This is a genomic window from Pyxidicoccus trucidator (assembly GCF_010894435.1).
Lineage (GTDB): Bacteria > Myxococcota > Myxococcia > Myxococcales > Myxococcaceae > Myxococcus > Myxococcus trucidator.
The window spans coordinates 806,792-825,379 of the sequence record NZ_JAAIXZ010000001.1; the positions used below are offsets into that span (position 1 = coordinate 806,792).

Here is an 18,588-nt window from a genome sequence, read left to right on the forward strand (position 1 = left end):
ACACGTGGCCCCCATACCTTGCCCGGCCTCACGTACCGGTGTGTGTCCGCGCAACGTCGCGCGGCACCTGAGGAGGAGCCATGGCCCTGCAGGACAACTACAAGGACGTGCTGGACGTCGCGAAGAGCGTGGGCGCCCAGGTCGAGTCTCGCGAGGAGAACGGCAAGCTCATCATCAAGGGGAAGACGAACTACGCCTACGACCGGGACCGCATCTGGGACCAGATCAAGGCGAAGCACTCGAACTGGCAGAGCGAAGTCATGGTCATGCTCGACGTGACGAACAACGACGCGTACGGCGTCCACACCGTCAAGTCGGGGGACACGCTGAGCAAGCTGGCCAAGGACATCTACGGGGACATGAAGCTCTACCCGAAGATTTTCGAGCTCAACAAGGACCAGCTGAAGAACCCCGACACCATCAAGGTCGGCCAGGTGCTGAAGCTGCCGCCCAAGTCCATCGCCAACGCCTGAGCCCTCGCGGCAGGTGTGACGGGCCCGGGGCCGTGCGCTCCGGGCCCGAAGTCCCGGGCGCCGGGCCCGCTCACAGCCAGCTCGCCTCGCGCCGTCCCAGCTCCGCCAGCACGCGCTCCGCGGCGCGCACGCCGAACCAGTTGGCCTCCTCGAAGAGGGCCATGCCGCCCAGGTCCGTGTGCGCGAAGTGCAGGCTCCGCCCCAGGCTCTCCTTCGCCGCCTTCTTCGCCGCGCCCCACATGAAGCCCGGCGAGGGCCGCACCATGGCGTGTCCCCAGCGCTGCACCTCCAGCCGCTGCGCCTGCGCGGCGATGCCCGGGTGCGCCGGCAGCAGGTCCGCCATGACGAGCGCCTCCCAGTCCGCGTACGTCGCGGACAGCGCCTTCTCCCGCTCCGCCTTCACGTCCGCGCCGTCCATGGGCAGGTACCAGGTGAGCACCGTGGGGCCCTGCTCGTCCTGGCGCAGCAACTGGTGCGTGGCCACCACGTAGCCCAGGCTGCGGCTCTCGTAGAAGACGTTGTCCCAGGCCAGCGGGAAGCCGCGCGAGCGTGGCGGCGAGGACAGCGTCAGGTTGGCCACCACCCACGGCCCATACGAGAAGTCCGCGAGCCACGCGGGCCGCTGTTGCCGCCAGGGCGCCACCACATGCGCCACCAGGAAGCGGGGGCACGCCAGCACCACCTGCCGCGCCTGGAAGGCCCTGGGCCGCCCCGTGCCCGCCTCCAGCGCGTCCACCCGGCAGCCGCCCGCGTTGGGCTCCACCGTGTGCACCAGCACGTTCCGCTCCACCGCCCCGGGCGGCAGCGCGGACATCAGCTGCTGGACGAGCCGGCCATTGCCCTCGGGCCAGCTCAGGAAGCCGTCGCTGCGCTCCCCCTTCCCGTCCTGCCGCGCGGCGAAGTACCAGATGCCCGCCCACGCGGACACGTGCTCGGACGTGGTGCCGTAGTCATCCCGGCAGGCGTAGTCCACCACCCACTTCAGCCGGGGGGACTTGAAGCCCTCGCGCGTGAGCCACGCCGCCATGCTCAGCCCGTCCAGCGCCGTCCACTCCGCGTCGTCGCTGGACAGTCCGGAGGGCACCGCGAAGGCCTTGCGTCCCTTCGCGTCCCGCGCGGCGGCGAAGGCGTTCATCCTCGCCTCGAAGCGCGCCAGCTCCGCCACGTCCTCCGGGCTCGCGCCCGCGCGCAGGTAGAGGCCCTCGTACCAGTGCCCCCGGTAGAAGAGGCGCTCCTCCGGCTCGTGGATGAGGAGCGGCTCGTCGAAGGTGGGGTAGCCCTCCGCGTCCACGCCGGTGACGGCGCCCATCTCCCGCAGCAGCCGCACCACCGGCCCTTTGTCCTCCAGCGGCGCCGGCAGGTAGTGCGCGCCCCACGGGTACGAGGAGACGGCGTTGCGGCCGGAGCGCGACGTGCCGCCCGCCTCCGCCTCCAGCTCCAGCACCCGCACGCCCTTCACACCCGCGCCCGCCAGCCGCCAGGCCGCGGACAGGCCGGCCACGCCCGCGCCCACCACCAGCACGTCCACGGGCTCCAGCACGTCCGCGCGGGGCAGCGGCCCGCCGCGCAGCTTGTGCCCCACCTCCACCGCGCGGTCGATGATGGCGCCCGGCACCGGCTCGCGAGTCCCCGAGCGCTTGCACGCGCTGGCCGCCACCGCCGAGCCGAGGAACGCGGCGACCAGCTCCCGCCGCGTCAGTTCCACCGCCGCCACTCCTCCTCGTAGTAGTGCACCAGCACCTGGTTGTTCAGCCGGTTCACCTCCACGGGCGTGGGGCCCATGTCCGGAGGGAAGCGGGTGAGCGACTCCAGCGTGGGCTCGTCCAGGAAGAGCAGCCCCTCCGGCAGCGGGCGGTGCCGCCCCTGGGGCTGGTGCGCCACCAGCACGTAGCCCCACTCGCCGAAGGAGGGCACCAGCGCGTGGTACGGCTCCGTCCAGAAGCCCGCCGCCTTCAGCGTCTCCGCCACGCACCAGAAGGAGCGCCGGGCGAACAGCGGGCTGGTGCTCTGCACCACCGCCACCCCGTCCGGCGCCAGCCGCTTCTTCAGCAGCTTGTAGAAGCCCGTCGTGTACAGCTTCCCCAGCGCGAAGTTGTTCGGGTCCGGGAAGTCCACCACCACCACGTCGTACTGCTCGTCGCCCTCCGCGAGGAAGCGCATGGCGTCCGTGTTCAGCACCCGCACCTTCGGGTCCGACAGCGCGCGTCCGTTGAGCCGCGCCAGCTCGCCGTAGCTCGTGGCCAGCCCGGTAATCGCCGGGTCCAGGTCCACCAGCGTGACGGAGCGCACCTGTGGGTGGCGCAGCACCTCGCGCGCGGCCAGCCCGTCCCCGCCGCCGAGGATGAGCACCCGCTCCACCTTCCCCGCCCGCACCATGGCCGGGTGCACCAGGGACTCGTGGTAGCGGTACTCGTCGATGCTGGCGAACTGGAGGTTGCCGTTGAGGAACAGCGAGAAGCCCCGCTTGCCGCGCGTGAGGACGATGCGCTGGTACGGCGAGCTGGACGCGTGCACCACGTCGTCCGCGTAGAGCTGGTCCTCGTAGAACGTCGTGAGCCTGTCCCCCAGCACGAAGCCCACCAGCAGGAACACCGTCAGCAGCACCGCCTTGACGCGCAGCCGCAGCGGGTTGCCCAGCAGCGGCGCCAGCAGCCACGTGCTCCACAGCCCCACGGCCGCGTTGAGCACGCCGAACAGCAGCGAGGTGCGCACAAGCCCCAGCTTGGGCACCAGCAGCAGCGGGAAGGCCACGCTCGCCGCCAGCGCGCCCAGGTAGTCCAGCGACAGCACCTGGCTGACCAGGTCCTTGAACTTGAGCTGGTCCTTGAGGATGCGCAGCAGGAGGGGAATCTCCAGCCCCACCAGCGTGCCAATGGCAATCACGCTGCCGTACAGCGCCACCTGGAACATGTCGGTGAGCGTGAAGGTGAGGAAGAGCACCGGCGCGCACAGGCCGCCCAGCAGCGCCACCGCCAGCTCCACCTCCACGAAGCGCTGCGCCACCCCGCGCTCGATGAAGCGCGACAGGTAGCTGCCGATGCCCATGGCGAACAGGTAGCCGCCAATGACGGTGGAGAACTGGGTGATGGAGTCCCCGAGCAGGTAGCTCGCGAGCGCCCCGACGACGAGCTCGTAGATGAGCCCGCACGTCGCGATGACGAGGACGGTGATGTACAGCAGCGTTCTGTTCAAGTCGTCACTTCACTTCACACGGGAGGCGGCGCGCCCCTCAACCACCGATGGCGGCCGCCACGATGATGGCCAGGCCGATGATGAAGGAGCCGATGACGACGCCGACCGCCGTGTTCTGGTCGACCTCCAGCTCCTTGTGCACGTCGAAGGGCATGATGAGGCGGATGACGTAGAAGCCCGCCACGAACACCGCCAGCCCGATGAGCGAGTAGATGACGCTCGCCAGCACTCCATCCAGGCTCACCACAACGCCGAGTAGCAACATCACTTTCCTCCCTGGTAGCCACCGGTCCACAGCAGGATGCCGCCCGGCCCGCGCCGCACGTTCCCGGGGACCTGGTCCCGCTGCTCGCTGCTGAAGGGCCACCAGCCGGACACGGTCAACGCCGCATAGCCCAGCAACACCAGCCCACCGAAGTACTTCATTCCGTGCCTCCGTGAGTCATGGACTCAGTCCCCGAAGTTGCTCTCCGCCCACCGCTGCGTCTCGAAGCCGTGCGAGCGGAACAGCGCCCACGCCGGGCCCAGCGCCAACAGGATGAAGGCCAGGCAGAACCAGCTCCCGTTGGGCGAGTCGTGGGTGAGCTTCACGTTGAACGCGCGCGGGCGGCCATTCCCCTGCTCGAAGGACGCCGTGGTGCGCAGCACGTACTTGCCCGGCGGCAGCGGGGACAGCTTCGCGCTGCCAGAGCGGGAGCCCTCGCTCCAAGAGCCGTCGCTGTCGCTCCCGCTGTAGTAGCCCAGCTCCTCGCTGAACCCCACCACCTCGCCCGTGTCCTGGTTCACCAGGTCGCCCTGGATGCCCAGCCAGTCGTTTTCGAGCCCGGAGGCTGAAATCTCCACCTCCATGTTGCCGCGCTTGGTCAGCTCGAAGGGCTCGCTGAAGTTCATGGCCGCCGGTGTGCCGGGCTGGGCGTCCGGGGGCACCACCACCGCGTGCTCCAGCACCACGCGGTTGTCCGCACGCGCGGCGAAGAAGCCGGACATGACGAAGAGCCCCACCATCCAGATGAACATCCACACGAAGGTGGAGCGCAGCCCCGCCTGGTGCGGGTTGGGCTGGCTGGGGGCGATGCCGTGCGGCGCCGGCAGGGCCTCCTTCAGCTTGAAGGCCTCCTTCACCACGCCCGGCGCCAGGTACTCGCCGTGGGTGTACGACACCTCGTTGTCGGTGGCGTCCACATTCACCGAGTAGGGCGGCGCCACGTACTCCGAGGCCCGTGCCGTCTCGCCCGCCGTCACCTCCCAGTAGAACTCGCCCTGCACCGCCTCCGTGACGGCGATGACCTCCTGGAAGGCCTTGTAGCGCCGGCTCTCGTAGTAGGCGCCCACATGCGGTGCCAGCGACACGTCACCGGCGGGCAGCGGCTTGAGGAACACCCAATGGCCGTTGGAGTGCATCAGCCACGTGAAACCCCGCGCCGCGTTGTAGAGGAGGTACTCCTCCCACGGGTAGCGCACGCCCTCCACGGTGCACGAGCGCACCAGGAAGCCGATGCAGATCCACTCCGTGTCCTCCAGCCGGCCCTTCGCTCCCAGGGGGATGAGGGGCGCGTCGGCGGGCTTGTCCAGCAGGCGCAGGAAGGACAGCTTCCCCTGGCTGACGTCCAGCAGCGCGCCGCAGTAGGGGCACGCCACGCGCAGGGACTTGTCCGGCGCGCGCAGCTCCAGCGGGCCGTTGCAGTGGGTGCAGCGCGCCTGCTTCAGCTCCACCTTGCGCGCGCGCGGGCGGAGCTGCCCGGCTGGAATGCCGAGCTGCTCCAGCTTCAGCGCCTCGCCGGTGAAGACCTCCGGGTCCTGCCCCCGGGTGCCGAAGTCCAGCGTGACGAAGGCGCCCTTGGTGCCGGTGGCGTCCACGTACCAGCCGTCCTGGGTGGGGTCCACGTCGCTGGGGAGCTGCCCTTCCGCGGACACCACGCGACCGTGGCCGCGCTCCTCGACAACCCAGGCGCGGTCCCTCAGGCGCAGCCGCTCGCCGGGGTGCAGGTCCTCCAGTGAGAGCCCCTCCTCGACGCCCGCGTCGAAGAGCAGGTGGAAGGCGCCCTCGGACTCGCTGATCCACCCGGTGCGCCCGTCGTCGAACTCGACGTACCACTCGTCCCACGGACCGGCGCCGTGGTCCTTCTGGAGGTGGCCGACGATGCGGTAGCCGGCCCTCGCGAAGCGCCCCTCAGCATGAAGCTGGAGCGGCGAGTCGGTGGGGACGATACGGCCAATCTTCCCGTGGGCCTCGAAGGTGGCACCGCTGCGCGCCACCACCGTCTGGCAGTGGGAGCACACCACCACCTGCGCCGAGCCGGCGGTGAACTCAATCGCCGCGCCACATGACGGACACTGCCCCTCCTGCGTCACGCCGTCACCCCCCGCTTCAGCTCACGCACGTGACAGGACGCCGCACCCAGGTGCCGCGCCAGCAGGGACTCGAAGTCCGGGCGCGCGCGGGTGCGGCAGCAGTAGACGTTGAGCGCGGCGAAGCCGTGCTCGGGAAACGTGTGGATGGTCAGATGGCTCTCCGCCAGGAGCGTCAGCCCGGTGATGCCCCCGGGCTCCGGGAACACGTGCCACTGCGGCTGGCCCACCACCTTCAGCTCCAGCAAGACAATGAACTCCTCGAAGAGCGCGGCGAGCGACGCCGCGTCCTTGAGCCGCTCGGGCGTGCAGCCACTCGCGTCAACCAGCCACTCCTGTCCGGTCGTCAGCGTCGGACTCCCTCCTGCGTGTGAGCTTCCTATCACAGCCCCCTCCCCGGGGGGCGACCCCATGAGCACCACCCGGGCAGGCACGGCCGGGCGGTTGGCGCGCGGAGTCACCTTCCCGGTACGCTGCCGGGTGAGATGACGCAGTCGCTGCCCGACGCTCCCCTTCCCCCGCCCCCCACTCCCACCCCGACGCCCGCGCCGGTCCGCGAGTCGAGCGCCATCGCCCGGCTGTCGCGGAGCCTGCGCGGCCTGCCGCCCGCGGAGCGCTGGTGGGGCCCCGGCTGTGGGGGCATGGCCGGCTGGCTCCAGCGGTCCGCCGGGGCGCTCCCCGCCGAGGACCTCACCCCGCGCTTCAAGGCGCTGCTGGCGCGCGTGCGCGAGGGCGAGCCGGTGCTGCCGGACGCGGCGAAGCGGCACCAGTACGTGCTGGTGCGCGGCATGCTGGGCGACGAGCTGCCCGGCTACCTGCTGGACAACGTGCAGCGGCTGGAGCAGCGGGGCCTGGAGGTGCGCGAGGCCTCGGTGGACACCGAAGGGCTGATGGCGGACAACGTGGCGGTGCTGCGCGAGGCGCTGCTGGACGCGGAGCACTTCGGCCGCTCGGTGGTGCTGGTGGGCCACAGCAAGGGCGGCGTGGAGTGCACGGCCACCCTGGCCCTGCACCCGGAGTTGCGCCGGGTGGTGCGCGCGGTGGTGACGCTGCAGGCACCCTACGGCGGCTCCTCCATCGCCCATGACCTGGCCACCGCGCCGGAGATGCGGCGGCTCATCGACTTCGCCTTCCCTCTGCTGTTCCATGGCGTGTCCCGGTCCGTGGAGGAGCTTTCCTATACAAGTCGGATGGAGTTCATCCGAAAGCACCCCTATCCGGATGGGGTCCCCACCGTGTCCCTGGCCACCTCGCGCCTGTCGCGCCTGTCCAGCCTGTACCCCCTGGAGCGCTACCTCCACGACAGGTACGGCTACGCGTCCGACGGCATGGTGACGGCCCTGGACGCGGAGGTGCCCGGCGCGGGCGTGGTCCGCCTGGACGACCTGGACCACGCGGACGCCGCGCTGCGCGCCCTGCCCGGCCTGGGCCGCTACCACCCCGGTGACCTCACCGAGGCCATGGTGGCCCTGGCGCTGGACGCCCGCTAGCTCACGGCGCGGGCGGCGTCAGCTTCACCTTCTTCATCACATGGTCGACGGTGGCCAGGTGCTGCGCCAGGTCGTACAGCCGCCGGGCGAGCGCCGGGTCCTCCTTCACTGACCTGCCCAGCTCCTGGCGGGACACACCGGAGAGGCTGGCCAGGTCATCAATCAGCGCGTCCGTGGCCTTGCGGTCCGGCTGCACGCCGTCGCGCGTGGCGATGGCCCTCAGCACCAGGGCCAGCGTCAGCCGCCGCGCCGCGTCCGCGCGCGTGAGCGGGTCCGCCAGCCACCCCTCCAGCGCCTCCTGGAGTTCGTCCGGCTGGAGGCTCTTGCGGGCCAGGATGGGACGCTCGGCCTCCGCCCAGCGGCGGCGAATCTCCTCGTCCACCAAGGCCGAGGACAGCGACACCTGCGCGCGCTCCACCAGCGCGTCCATCACCCGCTCCTGGGTGAGGCGGTCCATCTCCTCGATGCGCTCGCGGGCCAGCTCATCGGACAGGTGGCGCATGACGTCCGTGAGCGTTCCCTTCCCCAGCTTCTTCAGCAGCTCGGGCGAGTCATCCGCCGGCAGTTGCAGCTCCCGCGCCGCCTTCACGTCCAGGAGGAAGCGCGCCGTCTGCCCGCGCAGTGCTTCCGCCGGGTAGGTGTCCGGCAGCTTCAGCTCGATGCCGAAGGACTGGCCCACCTTGGCGCCCTCGAGCGTCTCGAAGAAGCCCGGCAGCACCGGGTCCTGGGCCACGTACGTCCACCAGTTCTCCCGCGCGGAGAAGGGCAGCAGCCGGCCGTTGGCGAAGCCCAGCACGTCCAGCAGCACCTCGTCCCCGGCGCCCACGTCCTCGCCCGGCTTGCGCTCGCGGCGCTCGGCGTGTTGGCGGCGCAGCGAGTCGAAGCGTTCGACCAGGTCCTGCTCCGTCAGCGGGGCCGGGGCCACCAGGGCCACCGTCAGCCCCTCCAATGAGGGAGCCTCCACCGTCGGCAGGTCCACCGGCTCGGTGCTGTCCAGAGAGAAGGCGGCGGGCATCCGCTTCATGATGCCGAGCGCATGAAGCTCGGCCAGCGAACGCGCACCACCGCCTTTTGAATCGTCCTTCTTCGTCATGGTCTCTCGCTCCGGAAGCCTCGGATACCACACCCGTCAGGGGGACCGAAGCTCCGGAGCGGCGAGCCGGAACGGCGGCGTCCTCTAGAAGAAGGAGCCGATGAAGCTGGACACCGTGGAGACGGCGGCGCCCACCTGGCTGACCACCGGGATGTTGGTGGCGGCGGCGATGGAGCCCAGCGCGGTGATGCCGGCGGTGACCTTCTTGCCCGTGGAGGCGTTCGGGTCGGCGATGGTGCTCACGGCCACGGCGGTGTCCGCCACGGCGATGGCCACGTTCAGGCCCGGGGCGAAGCGGCCGGCGGCGCGAGCCACCGCGGTGCCGCCACCGTGCAGGGCGGTGCGGGCGGCGTTGGCGCCCAGGCGGCCAGCGGCCTCCAGGCCCTCACCCGCGGCGCGGGCGGCCACGGCGCGAACCACCTGACGGGAGCCCCCCTCCACCGCCTCGCGGGCGGCGGTGGTGGCGACGCGGTTGGCCACGGCGCGAGCCGCGTCCGGCGCAGCCTGCGTGAAGGCGGTGCGAGCGGCGTTCGTCGCGGCGCGCAGGTTGCTGATGTTGCCGGCCGTCTCCAGGCCACCCTTCACCACGTTGAGGGCGGTGGAGGCGGCGCCGGCCACGGAGCCGAACGCCTTGTTGGCGGTGGCGCCGGAGGGGTTGCGGAAGAAGTCACGCGTGTCGCGGAAGGCCGTGTAGGCGGCGCCCGGCAGCTGAGCCGCGCTGGCCAGGGTGCCCACGACGCCGGCGCCTCGCGAGGCGCGGGTGTTGACGCCCTCCACGGTGGCGCCGCCGGCGCGGCCCGGAATCTCCCAGGGGCCGAACCGCTGCGGGCCTGGAGCGCGGCGCACCTGCGTGGCGGCCACGCCGTCGGAGATGGACTTCGCCCCGTTGGCGACCTGGCTCACCTGGTTGTGGGCCTCCTCGAACCGGTCCGACTGCGGCTGCCCGGCCGGACGGGCCTCCGCGCGAGGCGCGGGAGCCGGCGTGGGCGTGGGGCGCACGGTCGGGGTGGGGACAGGACGGGGCTCGTTACGGATGGGCGCCATGGCGACTGACTCCAAAAGGGTCTTCGTGAAGCTCTGCGTGGATCATCGCGCTTTGTCGCCCCAAGTTGCGTCGCGACGGCGCTTTTGCGCCTTTTCTACCCCAAGTGCGTGTTGGCCGTCGACGAGGGCCCACGTAACCCCCTGGAATTCATCGGAGCCGGCGCTAAGGTGCGCACGCCATGCGGACCCGAATCCTGACGACTGTCCTCCTCTGCCTCTCCCTCGCCGCCTGCAAGGACTCCGACAAGAAGGAGCCCACCGGCAGCGCCACCCCTCCCGCAGCCACGCCGGCCCAGCCCGCGCGGCCCTCCAGCCCCGCCGAGCAGGCCCCGCCCGCCGAGGCCGCCGCCTCCGGTGAGTGGTCGAAGAAGGTCCAGGCCGGCCAGGAGGTCTTCGCCACCCTCAGCACCAACCAGGGTGACATCGTCGTGCGCCTGTTCTCCAAGGACGCGCCGAAGACGGTGACCAACTTCGTGGGCCTGGCCACGGGCGAGAAGCCGTGGACGGACCCCAACTCCGGCCAGCGCGTGGAGGGCAAGTCGCTGTACCAGGGCGTCATCTTCCACCGCGTGATTCCGGGCTTCATGATTCAGGGCGGAGACCCCACGGGCACCGGCCGCGGCGACCCGGGCTACCGCTTCGAGGACGAGTTCCAGAGCGGCCGCACCTTCAACAAGCCGGGCCTGCTGGCCATGGCCAACGCGGGCCGCAACACCAACGGCAGCCAGTTCTTCATCACCACGTCCATGCCGGACTACCTCAACAACCGGCACACCATCTTCGGTGAGGTGGTGAGCGGCTATGACGTGGTGGAGAAGATCTCCAACGTGGAGCGCGACCGGAGCGACAGGCCGCTGCAGCCGGTGGTCATCCAGAAGATTGCGATGAGCGACCAGGCTCCGTCGGGCAAGAAGTAATGGGCGGCCGCACCGCGCGACGCCTCACCACCCGCCTGGGCGAGCTGGACTGCCAGGTGGTGGACGCGCTCCCCGAGGGCGCCACGCCCGAGCTGGTCGTGGTCCTCTGCCACGGCTTCGGCGCTCCGGCCACGGACCTGGTGCCGCTGGCGCCGGAGCTGATGTCCGTGGAGGAGTCGCTCGCCGGGCGCGTGCGCTTCGTGTTCCCCGGCGCCCCACTGACGCTGGAAGCGTGGGGCATGCCGAGCGGGCGTGCCTGGTTCCACCTGCCCGAGGCCATCATGCGCGGGCAGCTGCGCGACTGGGACTTGTTCGCCCGCGAGGTGCCGCCGGGGCTGCCGGCTGCGCGCCGGGGGCTGATGAGCGTGGTGGACGCGGTGTCCGCGTCGATGAAGCTGCCCTACGGCCGCATCGTCCTGGGCGGCTTCAGCCAGGGCGGCATGGTGACGACGGACGTGGCGCTGCGGCTGGAGGAGGCACCCGCCGGCCTGTGCATCCTGTCCGGCACGCTCACCTCGGAGGCGGAGTGGCGGCAGAAGGCCCAGGCGCGCAAGGGACTGCCGGTGTTCCAGGGCCACGGCCGCCATGACGACGTGCTGCCCTTCTCCGCCGCCGAGCGCTTGCGCGACGTGCTGACGGAGTCCGGGCTGGCCGTGGACTTCCTCCCCTTCGACGGGCCCCACACGATTGCCCCCGAGGAGCTGGAGCGCATGGCCGCGTTCCTGGCGGCGAGGCTGGGAGGGCGCTGAGGCATGTACCACGCGAAGGAGCTGACGGTGTCCACGCGGGGCCGCGGCTTCACCGACATCACCGGCGAGGTGCAGCGCGCGGTGACGGAGAGCGGCGCCCGGCAGGGGCTGTGCACCGTGTTCCTCCACCACACGAGCGCGTCCCTGCTGCTGTGTGAGAACGCGGACCCGGACGTGCGCAGGGACTTGGAGTCCTTCTTCTCGCGGCTGGTGAAGGACGGGGACCCGCTCTTCGTCCACGACGCGGAGGGGCCGGATGACATGCCCGCGCACGTGCGCACGGTGCTCACGCAGAACTCGCTGAGCATCCCCGTGAAGGACGGCTCGGCGGACCTGGGCACGTGGCAGGGCGTCTACGTCTGGGAGCACCGCACGTCACACCACCGCCGCCGTGTCACGGTGTCGGTGGTGGGCTGAGTTCCGCCGTCCCCGCTAGCGCTCGCGCCGGGCGGTGGCCGCGACGGAGACCTTCCGCGCGTTGCCCTTCGCCCGTGCCTGGCCGCGAATGCGCACCCAGGAGCCCGGGGCCTCCGGCGTCGCGTGGACCATGGACCAGCCGGTAGGCACTTCCGGCGCGGCCCAGGTGTAGAGAGCTCGCGCATCTTTCGGCGACAGGTTGACGCAGCCGTGGCTCATCGGCTCGCCGAAGCGGTCGTGCCAGTAGGCCGTGTGCAGGGCGTAGTCGTCCTGGAAGAACATGGTCCACGGCACCGTGGCCACGCGGTACGTCTCGTTGCCCGCGGTGCCGTTGCCCGTCATGTCCGCCTCCGCGAACTTTATCCAGATGCGGTAGAGCCCCTCCGGCGTGTCCGTGCCCGGCTTCCCCGAGGAGATGAGCGTCGCGTACACCGGCCGCTCACCTTCGTAGGCGACGAGCACCTGCGCCTCCAGGTCCACGTCCAGCCACCGCTCGCCGGGCGCCACCCCGGGCGGCGTGGGCGTGAACCAGGCCACGTGCAGGTCCTCCCGCGCCACCCAGTGGTCCTCCGAGATGAGCACCCAGTTCCCGTCGGTGGATAGCTCCCGCACCGCCACCAGCGTGCGCGGCGGCAGCACCGTCTCCCGCGCGGCCCTCGCATCCGGCGCTACCCGCACCTCCACGTTGGCCCGGGGCCGCGTGCGCGACTGCGCCCAGGCGAAGGGCGTCGGCAGCTCCGCGAGCGTCTCCGCGCCCACCCCCTCGAAGTCGGAGGGCCGGTACTCGCGCAGCACCCGCGCCTCCAGGTACTGGCCGTCCGTGGTGCGCCAGAAGGTGCGACGGCCCTCGCGCACCTGCCCGCGCAACTGCACCGTCACCGAGCCCTTCAGCAGCACGCCCTTCCGCTTCCGCTTCGCCAGGGCGAGGCTCGGATACGCGCGCACGCGCTTGCCCACGACACGCGCGTAGATGCCCGGCGTCAGCTCGCCCTCGCGCAGCTTCGGTACGTCCCGCACGCGGGGCTCGCGGAAGTTGGGCTCCAGGTAGCGCTCGCAGACCCAGCCGCGAGGCTCGATTTCCACCCACGCGTCGCAGTCCGGCCCGCGCATCGCCGTGTCGCCCTTCCAGCGCACCCGCATGTCCTGCGCCACCGTGCCCACGGGCGGCGCGTCCCGGCGAGGCTCCAGGCGCACGGCGATGGAGCGCCTCACACGCAGTGAGCCCGCGTCCGGTGCATAGGGAATGGCGTAGGGCGCCGTGCCCGCGTCCGCGCCGCTCACGGTCTCCAGACCCGGCTCGAACTCCTCAGGGTCCAGCGACGGGTCGATGTCGTCGAGCACCAGCCCCGTGTCCTCCAGCGGCTCCCCGTCGGGGCCGAGCACCAGCTCCTCGCCCGGGTTCTTCCGGTCCGGGATGACGACGAGCTGCTCGGCGGCGAGGGGCTCCGGGGCCTGCTCCGCGTCCGGGTCCTCCCGAGGCTCGGGCCCGGGCATGACGCTCAAGGCCGGGTCATTGGCCAGCGCGGGCCCCTCGGCTCGCGAGCCGTCGGCACCCGGCAGCATCGAGGCCACGACGAGGCCCACGTTCACGTTGGGGCCAATGAGCGCTCCGAGGTCCTGCACGGAGTGATTCACCTGCGCGCCGGAAGCAACGCCGCCATCCGCGCTCAAGGAGCGGTCGGTACGCTGCCACGCCGCGAGCAGGTGTTCCGAGGAGGCGTGAGCGGAGTCCTCATCCTCGAGGGCCTGCTCGCCCGTACCGCCGTCAGTGGCAGCCTGGGCTCCCATCGCCAGCGCATCGACGGCCACGCTCGGGGAGGCACCTGCCGCGACCCTTGAATCGCCCGCCCCGGCTGGCGCCCCCGCGTCCAGGGGCACGCCCTGAGTGGTGGATGGCTCACCCGCCGCCGGGACTGCTTGCGCACCGCCAGGCGGGGAGGCAGCCGCAATGGACGTGGGCACCATCGCCAGGGCGGCATCCGGCGCGGACTCACTCCCGTGCGCAATCACGCCCCCATCCACGCGCGACTGCTCCGGCTTGGACGGAGGAGTGCAGGCGATGCCAGGCAGGAGCAGGACGAGCGGAAGCCAACGACGCATGGAATGTCGCACGGTACGAAGGTGTGCGGCGGGGCTCAACGTCGTCTGAGGTGAGGTCGCCTGCGCGGGGCCCCGCGCGAGTGCGCATTCCGTGCGTCCGCAGCGGTGGTTGTCACATGTAACGGAATAAACGACTCAGCACCCGTCCTGGAGCCGCCGCCATCCAAGACAGCCGAGACAGCCGTCTCAATCCGTCCGCCTCGTGCCCACCGTGAGGTACGCGTTGAACGCGGCCACCTGAGGACCTGGGCCCAGCGCAGCGGACACGCGCTCCAGCAGGGCCCGCGCGACGTCGTCCCACTTCTCGCCCAGGGCCTTGCGCGCGAGCACGATGGGCGCACTCGAGCGAATCATCGCGTCGACCAGCGCGGCCGTGGAGGCGTACGCCGCCTGTGCCACCACCTCGTGCACTGCGACGTCGGCGAAGCCGGCTCCGGACATCTCCCGCTGACACGTCTCCGGGTCCGACAGCGGCATCATGCCGTCGCGCGGTGCCCCGCCCCCGTTCATCAGCTCGGCGAAGCTCTTGTAGACCACGTTCATCACGGGCGAGCGTTCGAAGGGAATCCAGCTCGACACGACGGCGCGGCCGCCCGGGACGAGCACCCGGTGGAGCTCGCGGAAGCCGCGGGGGCGGTCCGGGAAGAACATCAGCCCGAACATCGAGAACGCCGCGTCGAACGTCCGGTCCGGCAGGGGCAGCGCCATGCCATCTCCCACGAGCGACTCGACTTCGAGCCGGGCCTCCGCCGCGCGCTCGCGCAGGGCGGCAATCATCCGGGGCGCGAAGTCGACCGCCGTCACCTTCGCGCCTTCCCGCGCCGCGAGCAGCGAGAGCGTCCCGGGGCCGGCCGCCACGTCCACCACGCGCGAGCCCCGGCTGACCGCCGCGCGTGAGAGCGCGTCGCGGGAGAAGTTCTCGAACACGGGCAGCAGCTCGCGCACGTACTCGGGCACGACGAGGTCCCAGGGCTCGGGGACCGCGAGGGGTGATGAGGTCGACGACACGGGAGGTTCCCCCTGGAAATGGAAGCGCGGATTTCGACCTGAACGGGCAGCGGAGGCTTGGAAGAACTTCACCTCAGGATGCTGAGCAGGTCCGCGGGCAGCGCGGTGCCCGTCGGCCACAGCACATACGCGGCATGCCGCGAGTGACGCCAGGCCCGCCAGAGCTGCTCGCGCTTGTAGGTCACCTCCACCGTCTCATTGGTCTTGAAGGCGGGGTCGTTGCACACCACGTCCCCTTCCGCCGTGAAGCCCTTCACCACGATGAGGTGCCCGTCCAAGCGGCGCACCGGCGAGCCCGCCAGCGCTCCCTCCTCGTAGGCGATGCTGATGATGACCGGGATGCCCGCGGCGATGAGCCGCTCCACCTGCGTGAAGCTGTCCAGGCGCAGCACCATGCCGTGCAGCGCCCCGCCCCCCATGGCCGAGGCATACGCCGTGTTGAAGGGCCAGTTGCCGGTGCCCTCGTAGGCCCAGTCATAGGTACGGTCCGCCGCGGCGGGCACCGTGGTGTGCAGCTCCGGCCGCCCCAGCTTCTGGCCCCAGTAGTCGAGCAACATCGTGGTGGACGTGGGCGAGCACCACACCGGCCCGCCGTCCGGGTACAGCATCTGCGAGTAGTTCGGCACGTCCAGCACCGTCCCCCACGCCGTCCGGTCCGACACGCCGTCCCCGGGCAGGCCGTGCTTGTCACTCACCGTCGCCGCCAGCGCGCGGACCCGCGGCGTGGCCTCCGGGCGCGAGGAGTAGAGCCACACCGTCATCCGCAACGCGTCCGCCCGGCGCTTGAGGTTGAGCGTGTCCGTGGACACCGTGCCATCCGCGTCGCGCTGGCCATTCACGCTGTGCCGGGCCACGGGCTCCTTGTCGAAGGCCCACACGCCCAGCTCGTAGTCCTGCGTCCAGGCGCCGTCGATGCGCGCGGCGAGCGTCACCTTCAGCCACGTACCGGGCGGCGTCAGCGCGTCGAAGGAAGGCACCACGCTGGTGAACCCACCCGGGACGAGCTGCGTGTCGGAGACCGCCATGCCGTAGCGGTACTCCCCAGCGAGGTAGCGCGTTCCGCCGTCCGCCTCCACGCCCGCCGTAAAGGGCTCACCACTGGAGCGGGCCGTCGCGTCCAACTCCAGCGCGCCATCCGCCGCGAGCGCCGTCCCTTCACGGGTGAAGCGCTCGAAGTCCCGCTCCACCGCGCTCCTCCGCCACAGGCGGGCCGGAGGGCCTGCCTCCACGGGCTCCGCCTCGGGACTCCGAGGCTGCGAGACACAGGCCGTCAGGGTGGAGGCCAGCAGGAGCATGGAGGTCGCCAGCGCGCGGAAGTTCATCCCGCGGAGTCTGTAAGGCCGGGAGCCCCGAGACAAGGCACATCCCACCCGGCATGGCCGCCCGCGGGGTGCGGGCGGCCCCTTCCGTCAATTGGCTGGAACTTTCGCGGTGGTGGCCTTCGGAACGGCCTCCGGGCGCTTCCGGGTACGCTCCCCGGCCGCGTGCCCCCGCACGGAGGAGGAACCGATGATGAAGCCACTCGCCGCGTGTCTCATGCTGTTCGCCATGACTGCTCCCGCCCTCGCGGCGCCGAAGTCCGAGGAGACCGCCGTCATCGAGGCGCTCCACGCGGGGTGTGAGGCGTTCCGCACCGGAGATGTCCGTGCGGCAACCGACTTCCTGGGGGAAGGCTTCACCCTCACCGACTCGTCCGGGAATGTGACTTCCCTGGAGCAGACCCTCACCGAGCTCCGGAACAAGGAGCCCCGCTACGAGGTGTTCCGCAACCACGGCATGAAGGTGCGGCTCTACGGCGACACGGCCGTGGTGAATGGCATCACGTCCGTCAAGGGCACGTCGGGCGGACAGCCCTTCGCCGCCGAGCTCCAATTCACCGACACGCTGGTGAAGCGCGGCGGGAAGTGGCGCATCGTCGCCAGCCACGTGTCCCCGCTCCCCAAGGCAAAGGACCCGAAGTGAGGCCGGGGCTACCCGGGCCTTGAAGCCGGGAGGCCGGGTGGGAGCCCTGGCCCGGCCTCTCGCCCGGCGTGCCGCCCGTCGAGCCCGCGCCAGACGCCGTTCTTCCCTCTCGTCCCTCCGAAGGGTATTCACCTGGGAATGAAGGACGCCGAGACTCTCTCCCTGCCCCCGGATGCAGCCCCCCCCACCGCCGTGTCCCTGGACGAGGTGCGCCAGTGCACCCGGCTGCTGCAGGCCATGGCCCGGGACCGCCGCCTGATGGTGGAGCTGCCCGAGACGGAGAAGGTCGCCCTGCTGACCGCGGCGACGCAGGTGGTGTTCCCGGACCGCGAGACGAAGACGCGGCTCGTGAAGACCATGCGGCGCGAGCGCAAGCAGGCGAAGCAGAGCCATGACCGCACCGTCCGCGCGACGACCGAGATTCGCTCGCTGCGCAAGGCCGCCGTCTTCACCGTGCCCCAGCTCCCGCCGCCGCCTCCGACGGAGGAGGGCCCGGAGCGAATCCTCGCCGAGCCGCGCAAGTGCTACGTGTGCAAGGCGGAGTACCGGAAGCTGCACTTCTTCTACGACGCGATGTGCACCGAGTGCGCGGACTTCAACTACGCGAAGCGGGCCCAGCGGGCGCCGCTGAGCGGGAAGGTCGCGCTCATCACCGGCGCGCGCGTGAAGATTGGCTACCAGGCGTCGCTGATGCTCCTGCGCTCGGGCGCGCGCGTCATCGCCACCACCCGGTTCCCCAACGACGCGGCCGAGCGCTACCTGCGCGAGCCCGACTTCTCGGAGTGGTCCCACCGGCTGCACATCCATGGCCTGGACCTGCGACACGCCCCCAGCGTGGAGCTGTTCGCGCGGCACGTGGAGCAGACGCACCACCGGCTGGACATCCTCATCAACAACGCGGCGCAGACGGTGCGCCGGCCGCCCGGCTTCTATGCGCACCTGCTGGCGGGTGAGTTGCGCCGCGTGGCCGAGCTGCCCGAGGCGGCACGCCCGCTGCTCGCGGGACACCTGGCGTGCGTCGAGGCGGTGCACCCGGCCCTCGGCGCGGGCGGCCCGGACGCGCCGGCGCTCGCGCCCACCTGGCGCAGCAACGACCCGGCCCTGGGCATCCACTCGTCCGCCGCGCTGTCGCTGCTCCCATATGCGCTGGAGCAGGAGGGTGACACGCGCGCCCTCTTTCCCAAGGGACGGCTGGATGCGGACCTGCAGCAGGTGGACCTGCGCGACATGAACTCGTGGCGGATGAAGCTCGCGGACGTGCCGACGGCGGAGATGCTGGAGGTGCACCTTGTGAATGCGGTGGCGCCGTTCATCCTCTGCGGGAAGCTGAAGCCGCTGATGATGCGCGAGCGCTCCACCCCCGGCCACATCGTCAACGTCTCCGCCATGGAGGGCAGCTTCTCGCGCGGGACGAAGACGGACCGGCACCCGCACACCAACATGGCGAAGGCCGCGCTGAACATGATGACGCACACCTCCGCGCCCGACTACGCGAAGGACGGCATCTACATGAACGCGGTGGACACCGGCTGGGTCACCGACGAGGACCCGGCGCTGTTCGCGGAGCGCAAGCTGCAGGACCTCGACTTCCAGCCGCCGCTGGACATCGTCGACGGCGCGGCCCGCGTGGTGGACCCGGTCATCTCCTCGGAGAACACCGGCCACTTCGTGTGGGGCAACTTCTTCAAGGACTACCGCCACACCAACTGGTGAAGGCGGGCGCCCGCCCGCCCGCCCGGAGACCTGCACACCCTCACGCCCCCCCCCGCCTCGGTAGAGGGACGTCCAGCTGTG

The 18,588-nt window shown here is 71.1% G+C and carries 18 protein-coding genes; 7 read left to right on the forward strand and 11 right to left on the reverse strand.

The features are described from left to right. Nucleotides 1–80 precede the first annotated feature (80 nt). Nucleotides 81–473, forward strand: a complete 393-nt coding sequence (locus G4D85_RS03435) for a LysM peptidoglycan-binding domain-containing protein (protein ID WP_164007801.1) — start codon at nt 81–83, stop codon at nt 471–473. Nucleotides 474–543: 70 nt separating this feature from the next. Here G4D85_RS03435 and G4D85_RS03440 read toward each other — a convergent pair whose 3' ends face one another. From G4D85_RS03440 to speD, 6 genes are read right to left on the reverse strand one after another with little or no spacing between them, the layout of a single operon-like run. Continuing rightward, nucleotides 544–2,178, reverse strand: a complete 1,635-nt coding sequence (locus tag G4D85_RS03440) for a flavin monoamine oxidase family protein (protein WP_205525398.1) — start codon at nt 2,176–2,178, stop codon at nt 544–546. Then, nucleotides 2,169–3,665, reverse strand: coding sequence for a polyamine aminopropyltransferase (locus tag G4D85_RS03445; RefSeq protein ID WP_164007805.1), 1,497 nt, complete (start codon nt 3,663–3,665; stop codon nt 2,169–2,171). Before G4D85_RS03445 ends, G4D85_RS03440 begins: the two co-directional genes overlap by 10 nt. A 37-nt stretch (nt 3,666–3,702) precedes the next feature. Continuing rightward, complete coding sequence (locus G4D85_RS03450; RefSeq protein WP_164007806.1) at nt 3,703–3,930, reverse strand: DUF350 domain-containing protein; 228 nt, start codon at nt 3,928–3,930, stop codon at nt 3,703–3,705. Further along, complete coding sequence (locus tag G4D85_RS48775) at nt 3,930–4,091, reverse strand: hypothetical protein (protein WP_205525399.1); 162 nt, start codon at nt 4,089–4,091, stop codon at nt 3,930–3,932. The genes G4D85_RS03450 and G4D85_RS48775 overlap by 1 nt, the downstream gene beginning before the upstream one ends. Before the next feature lie 24 nt (nt 4,092–4,115). Beyond that, the gene (locus tag G4D85_RS03455) at nt 4,116–6,017 is read right to left on the reverse strand and encodes a DUF4178 domain-containing protein (protein ID WP_240359050.1); all 1,902 of its coding nucleotides are present in this window, start codon (nt 6,015–6,017) and stop codon (nt 4,116–4,118) included. Beyond that, nucleotides 6,014–6,400: an adenosylmethionine decarboxylase gene (speD, locus tag G4D85_RS03460; protein WP_338052857.1), complete on the reverse strand. Its 387-nt coding sequence runs from the start codon at nt 6,398–6,400 to the stop codon at nt 6,014–6,016. The genes G4D85_RS03455 and speD overlap by 4 nt, the downstream gene beginning before the upstream one ends. Nucleotides 6,401–6,499: 99 nt before the next feature. Here speD and G4D85_RS03465 point away from each other — a divergent pair, with 99 nt between their 5' ends. Beyond that, nucleotides 6,500–7,504, forward strand: a complete 1,005-nt coding sequence (locus G4D85_RS03465) for a PGAP1-like alpha/beta domain-containing protein (RefSeq protein ID WP_164007808.1) — start codon at nt 6,500–6,502, stop codon at nt 7,502–7,504. Nucleotide 7,505: 1 nt separating this feature from the next. Here the strand turns inward: G4D85_RS03465 and G4D85_RS03470 are convergent, their stop codons facing one another. Both G4D85_RS03470 and G4D85_RS03475 read right to left on the reverse strand, forming a co-directional pair. Continuing rightward, complete coding sequence (locus G4D85_RS03470; protein WP_164007810.1) at nt 7,506–8,597, reverse strand: trigger factor; 1,092 nt, start codon at nt 8,595–8,597, stop codon at nt 7,506–7,508. Between the two features lie 84 nt (nt 8,598–8,681). Beyond that, nucleotides 8,682–9,641, reverse strand: coding sequence for a hypothetical protein (locus tag G4D85_RS03475; protein WP_164007812.1), 960 nt, complete (start codon nt 9,639–9,641; stop codon nt 8,682–8,684). Nucleotides 9,642–9,820: 179 nt separating this feature from the next. Between G4D85_RS03475 and G4D85_RS03480 the strand changes: the two genes are divergently transcribed. The 3 genes from G4D85_RS03480 to G4D85_RS03490 are packed head-to-tail and all read left to right on the forward strand — an operon-like array spanning nt 9,821 to nt 11,724. Beyond that, the gene (locus G4D85_RS03480; protein WP_164007814.1) at nt 9,821–10,558 is read left to right on the forward strand and encodes a peptidylprolyl isomerase; all 738 of its coding nucleotides are present in this window, start codon (nt 9,821–9,823) and stop codon (nt 10,556–10,558) included. After that, complete coding sequence (locus G4D85_RS03485) at nt 10,558–11,307, forward strand: alpha/beta hydrolase (RefSeq protein WP_164007816.1); 750 nt, start codon at nt 10,558–10,560, stop codon at nt 11,305–11,307. Before G4D85_RS03480 ends, G4D85_RS03485 begins: the two co-directional genes overlap by 1 nt. A gap of 3 nt (nt 11,308–11,310) precedes the next feature. Then, the gene (locus tag G4D85_RS03490) at nt 11,311–11,724 is read left to right on the forward strand and encodes a secondary thiamine-phosphate synthase enzyme YjbQ (protein WP_164007817.1); all 414 of its coding nucleotides are present in this window, start codon (nt 11,311–11,313) and stop codon (nt 11,722–11,724) included. A gap of 15 nt (nt 11,725–11,739) precedes the next feature. On the opposite strand, the gene G4D85_RS03495 is transcribed toward G4D85_RS03490, so the two are convergent. The 3 genes from G4D85_RS03495 to G4D85_RS03505 form a co-directional block, all read right to left on the reverse strand. Continuing rightward, on the reverse strand, nt 11,740–13,824 hold the full coding sequence (locus G4D85_RS03495; RefSeq protein ID WP_240359051.1) for a L,D-transpeptidase family protein: 2,085 nt from the start codon (nt 13,822–13,824) through the stop codon (nt 11,740–11,742). Nucleotides 13,825–14,010: 186 nt separating this feature from the next. Next, nucleotides 14,011–14,832 carry a class I SAM-dependent methyltransferase gene (locus tag G4D85_RS03500; RefSeq protein ID WP_164007819.1) on the reverse strand — a complete coding sequence of 274 codons (822 nt, stop codon included), beginning with the start codon at nt 14,830–14,832 and terminating at the stop codon, nt 14,011–14,013. A 68-nt stretch (nt 14,833–14,900) separates the two neighbouring features. Continuing rightward, nucleotides 14,901–16,154: a peptidase C39 family protein gene (locus tag G4D85_RS03505; protein ID WP_164007821.1), complete on the reverse strand. Its 1,254-nt coding sequence runs from the start codon at nt 16,152–16,154 to the stop codon at nt 14,901–14,903. Between the two features lie 187 nt (nt 16,155–16,341). On the opposite strand from G4D85_RS03505, the gene G4D85_RS03510 reads away from it, so the two are divergent. Next, complete coding sequence (locus tag G4D85_RS03510) at nt 16,342–16,794, forward strand: nuclear transport factor 2 family protein (protein ID WP_164007823.1); 453 nt, start codon at nt 16,342–16,344, stop codon at nt 16,792–16,794. A gap of 138 nt (nt 16,795–16,932) precedes the next feature. Continuing rightward, on the forward strand, nt 16,933–18,507 hold the full coding sequence (locus G4D85_RS03515) for an SDR family NAD(P)-dependent oxidoreductase (protein ID WP_164007825.1): 1,575 nt from the start codon (nt 16,933–16,935) through the stop codon (nt 18,505–18,507). Nucleotides 18,508–18,588: the final 81 nt, after the last annotated feature.

Coding starts and splice junctions, on each gene's coding strand:
- G4D85_RS03515 (WP_164007825.1), top strand. CDS start 16,933: ATGAAGGACGCCGAGACTCTCTCCCTGCCCCCGGATGCAGCCCCCCCC.
- G4D85_RS03450 (WP_164007806.1), bottom strand. CDS start 3,930: ATGTTGCTACTCGGCGTTGTGGTGAGCCTGGATGGAGTGCTGGCGAGC.
- G4D85_RS03435 (WP_164007801.1), top strand. CDS start 81: ATGGCCCTGCAGGACAACTACAAGGACGTGCTGGACGTCGCGAAGAGC.
- G4D85_RS03505 (WP_164007821.1), bottom strand. CDS start 16,154: ATGAACTTCCGCGCGCTGGCGACCTCCATGCTCCTGCTGGCCTCCACC.
- G4D85_RS03490 (WP_164007817.1), top strand. CDS start 11,311: ATGTACCACGCGAAGGAGCTGACGGTGTCCACGCGGGGCCGCGGCTTC.
- G4D85_RS03465 (WP_164007808.1), top strand. CDS start 6,500: ATGACGCAGTCGCTGCCCGACGCTCCCCTTCCCCCGCCCCCCACTCCC.
- G4D85_RS03510 (WP_164007823.1), top strand. CDS start 16,342: ATGATGAAGCCACTCGCCGCGTGTCTCATGCTGTTCGCCATGACTGCT.
- G4D85_RS03470 (WP_164007810.1), bottom strand. CDS start 8,597: ATGACGAAGAAGGACGATTCAAAAGGCGGTGGTGCGCGTTCGCTGGCC.
- G4D85_RS03475 (WP_164007812.1), bottom strand. CDS start 9,641: ATGGCGCCCATCCGTAACGAGCCCCGTCCTGTCCCCACCCCGACCGTG.
- G4D85_RS03485 (WP_164007816.1), top strand. CDS start 10,558: ATGGGCGGCCGCACCGCGCGACGCCTCACCACCCGCCTGGGCGAGCTG.
- G4D85_RS03480 (WP_164007814.1), top strand. CDS start 9,821: ATGCGGACCCGAATCCTGACGACTGTCCTCCTCTGCCTCTCCCTCGCC.
- G4D85_RS48775 (WP_205525399.1), bottom strand. CDS start 4,091: ATGAAGTACTTCGGTGGGCTGGTGTTGCTGGGCTATGCGGCGTTGACC.
- G4D85_RS03495 (WP_240359051.1), bottom strand. CDS start 13,824: ATGCGTCGTTGGCTTCCGCTCGTCCTGCTCCTGCCTGGCATCGCCTGC.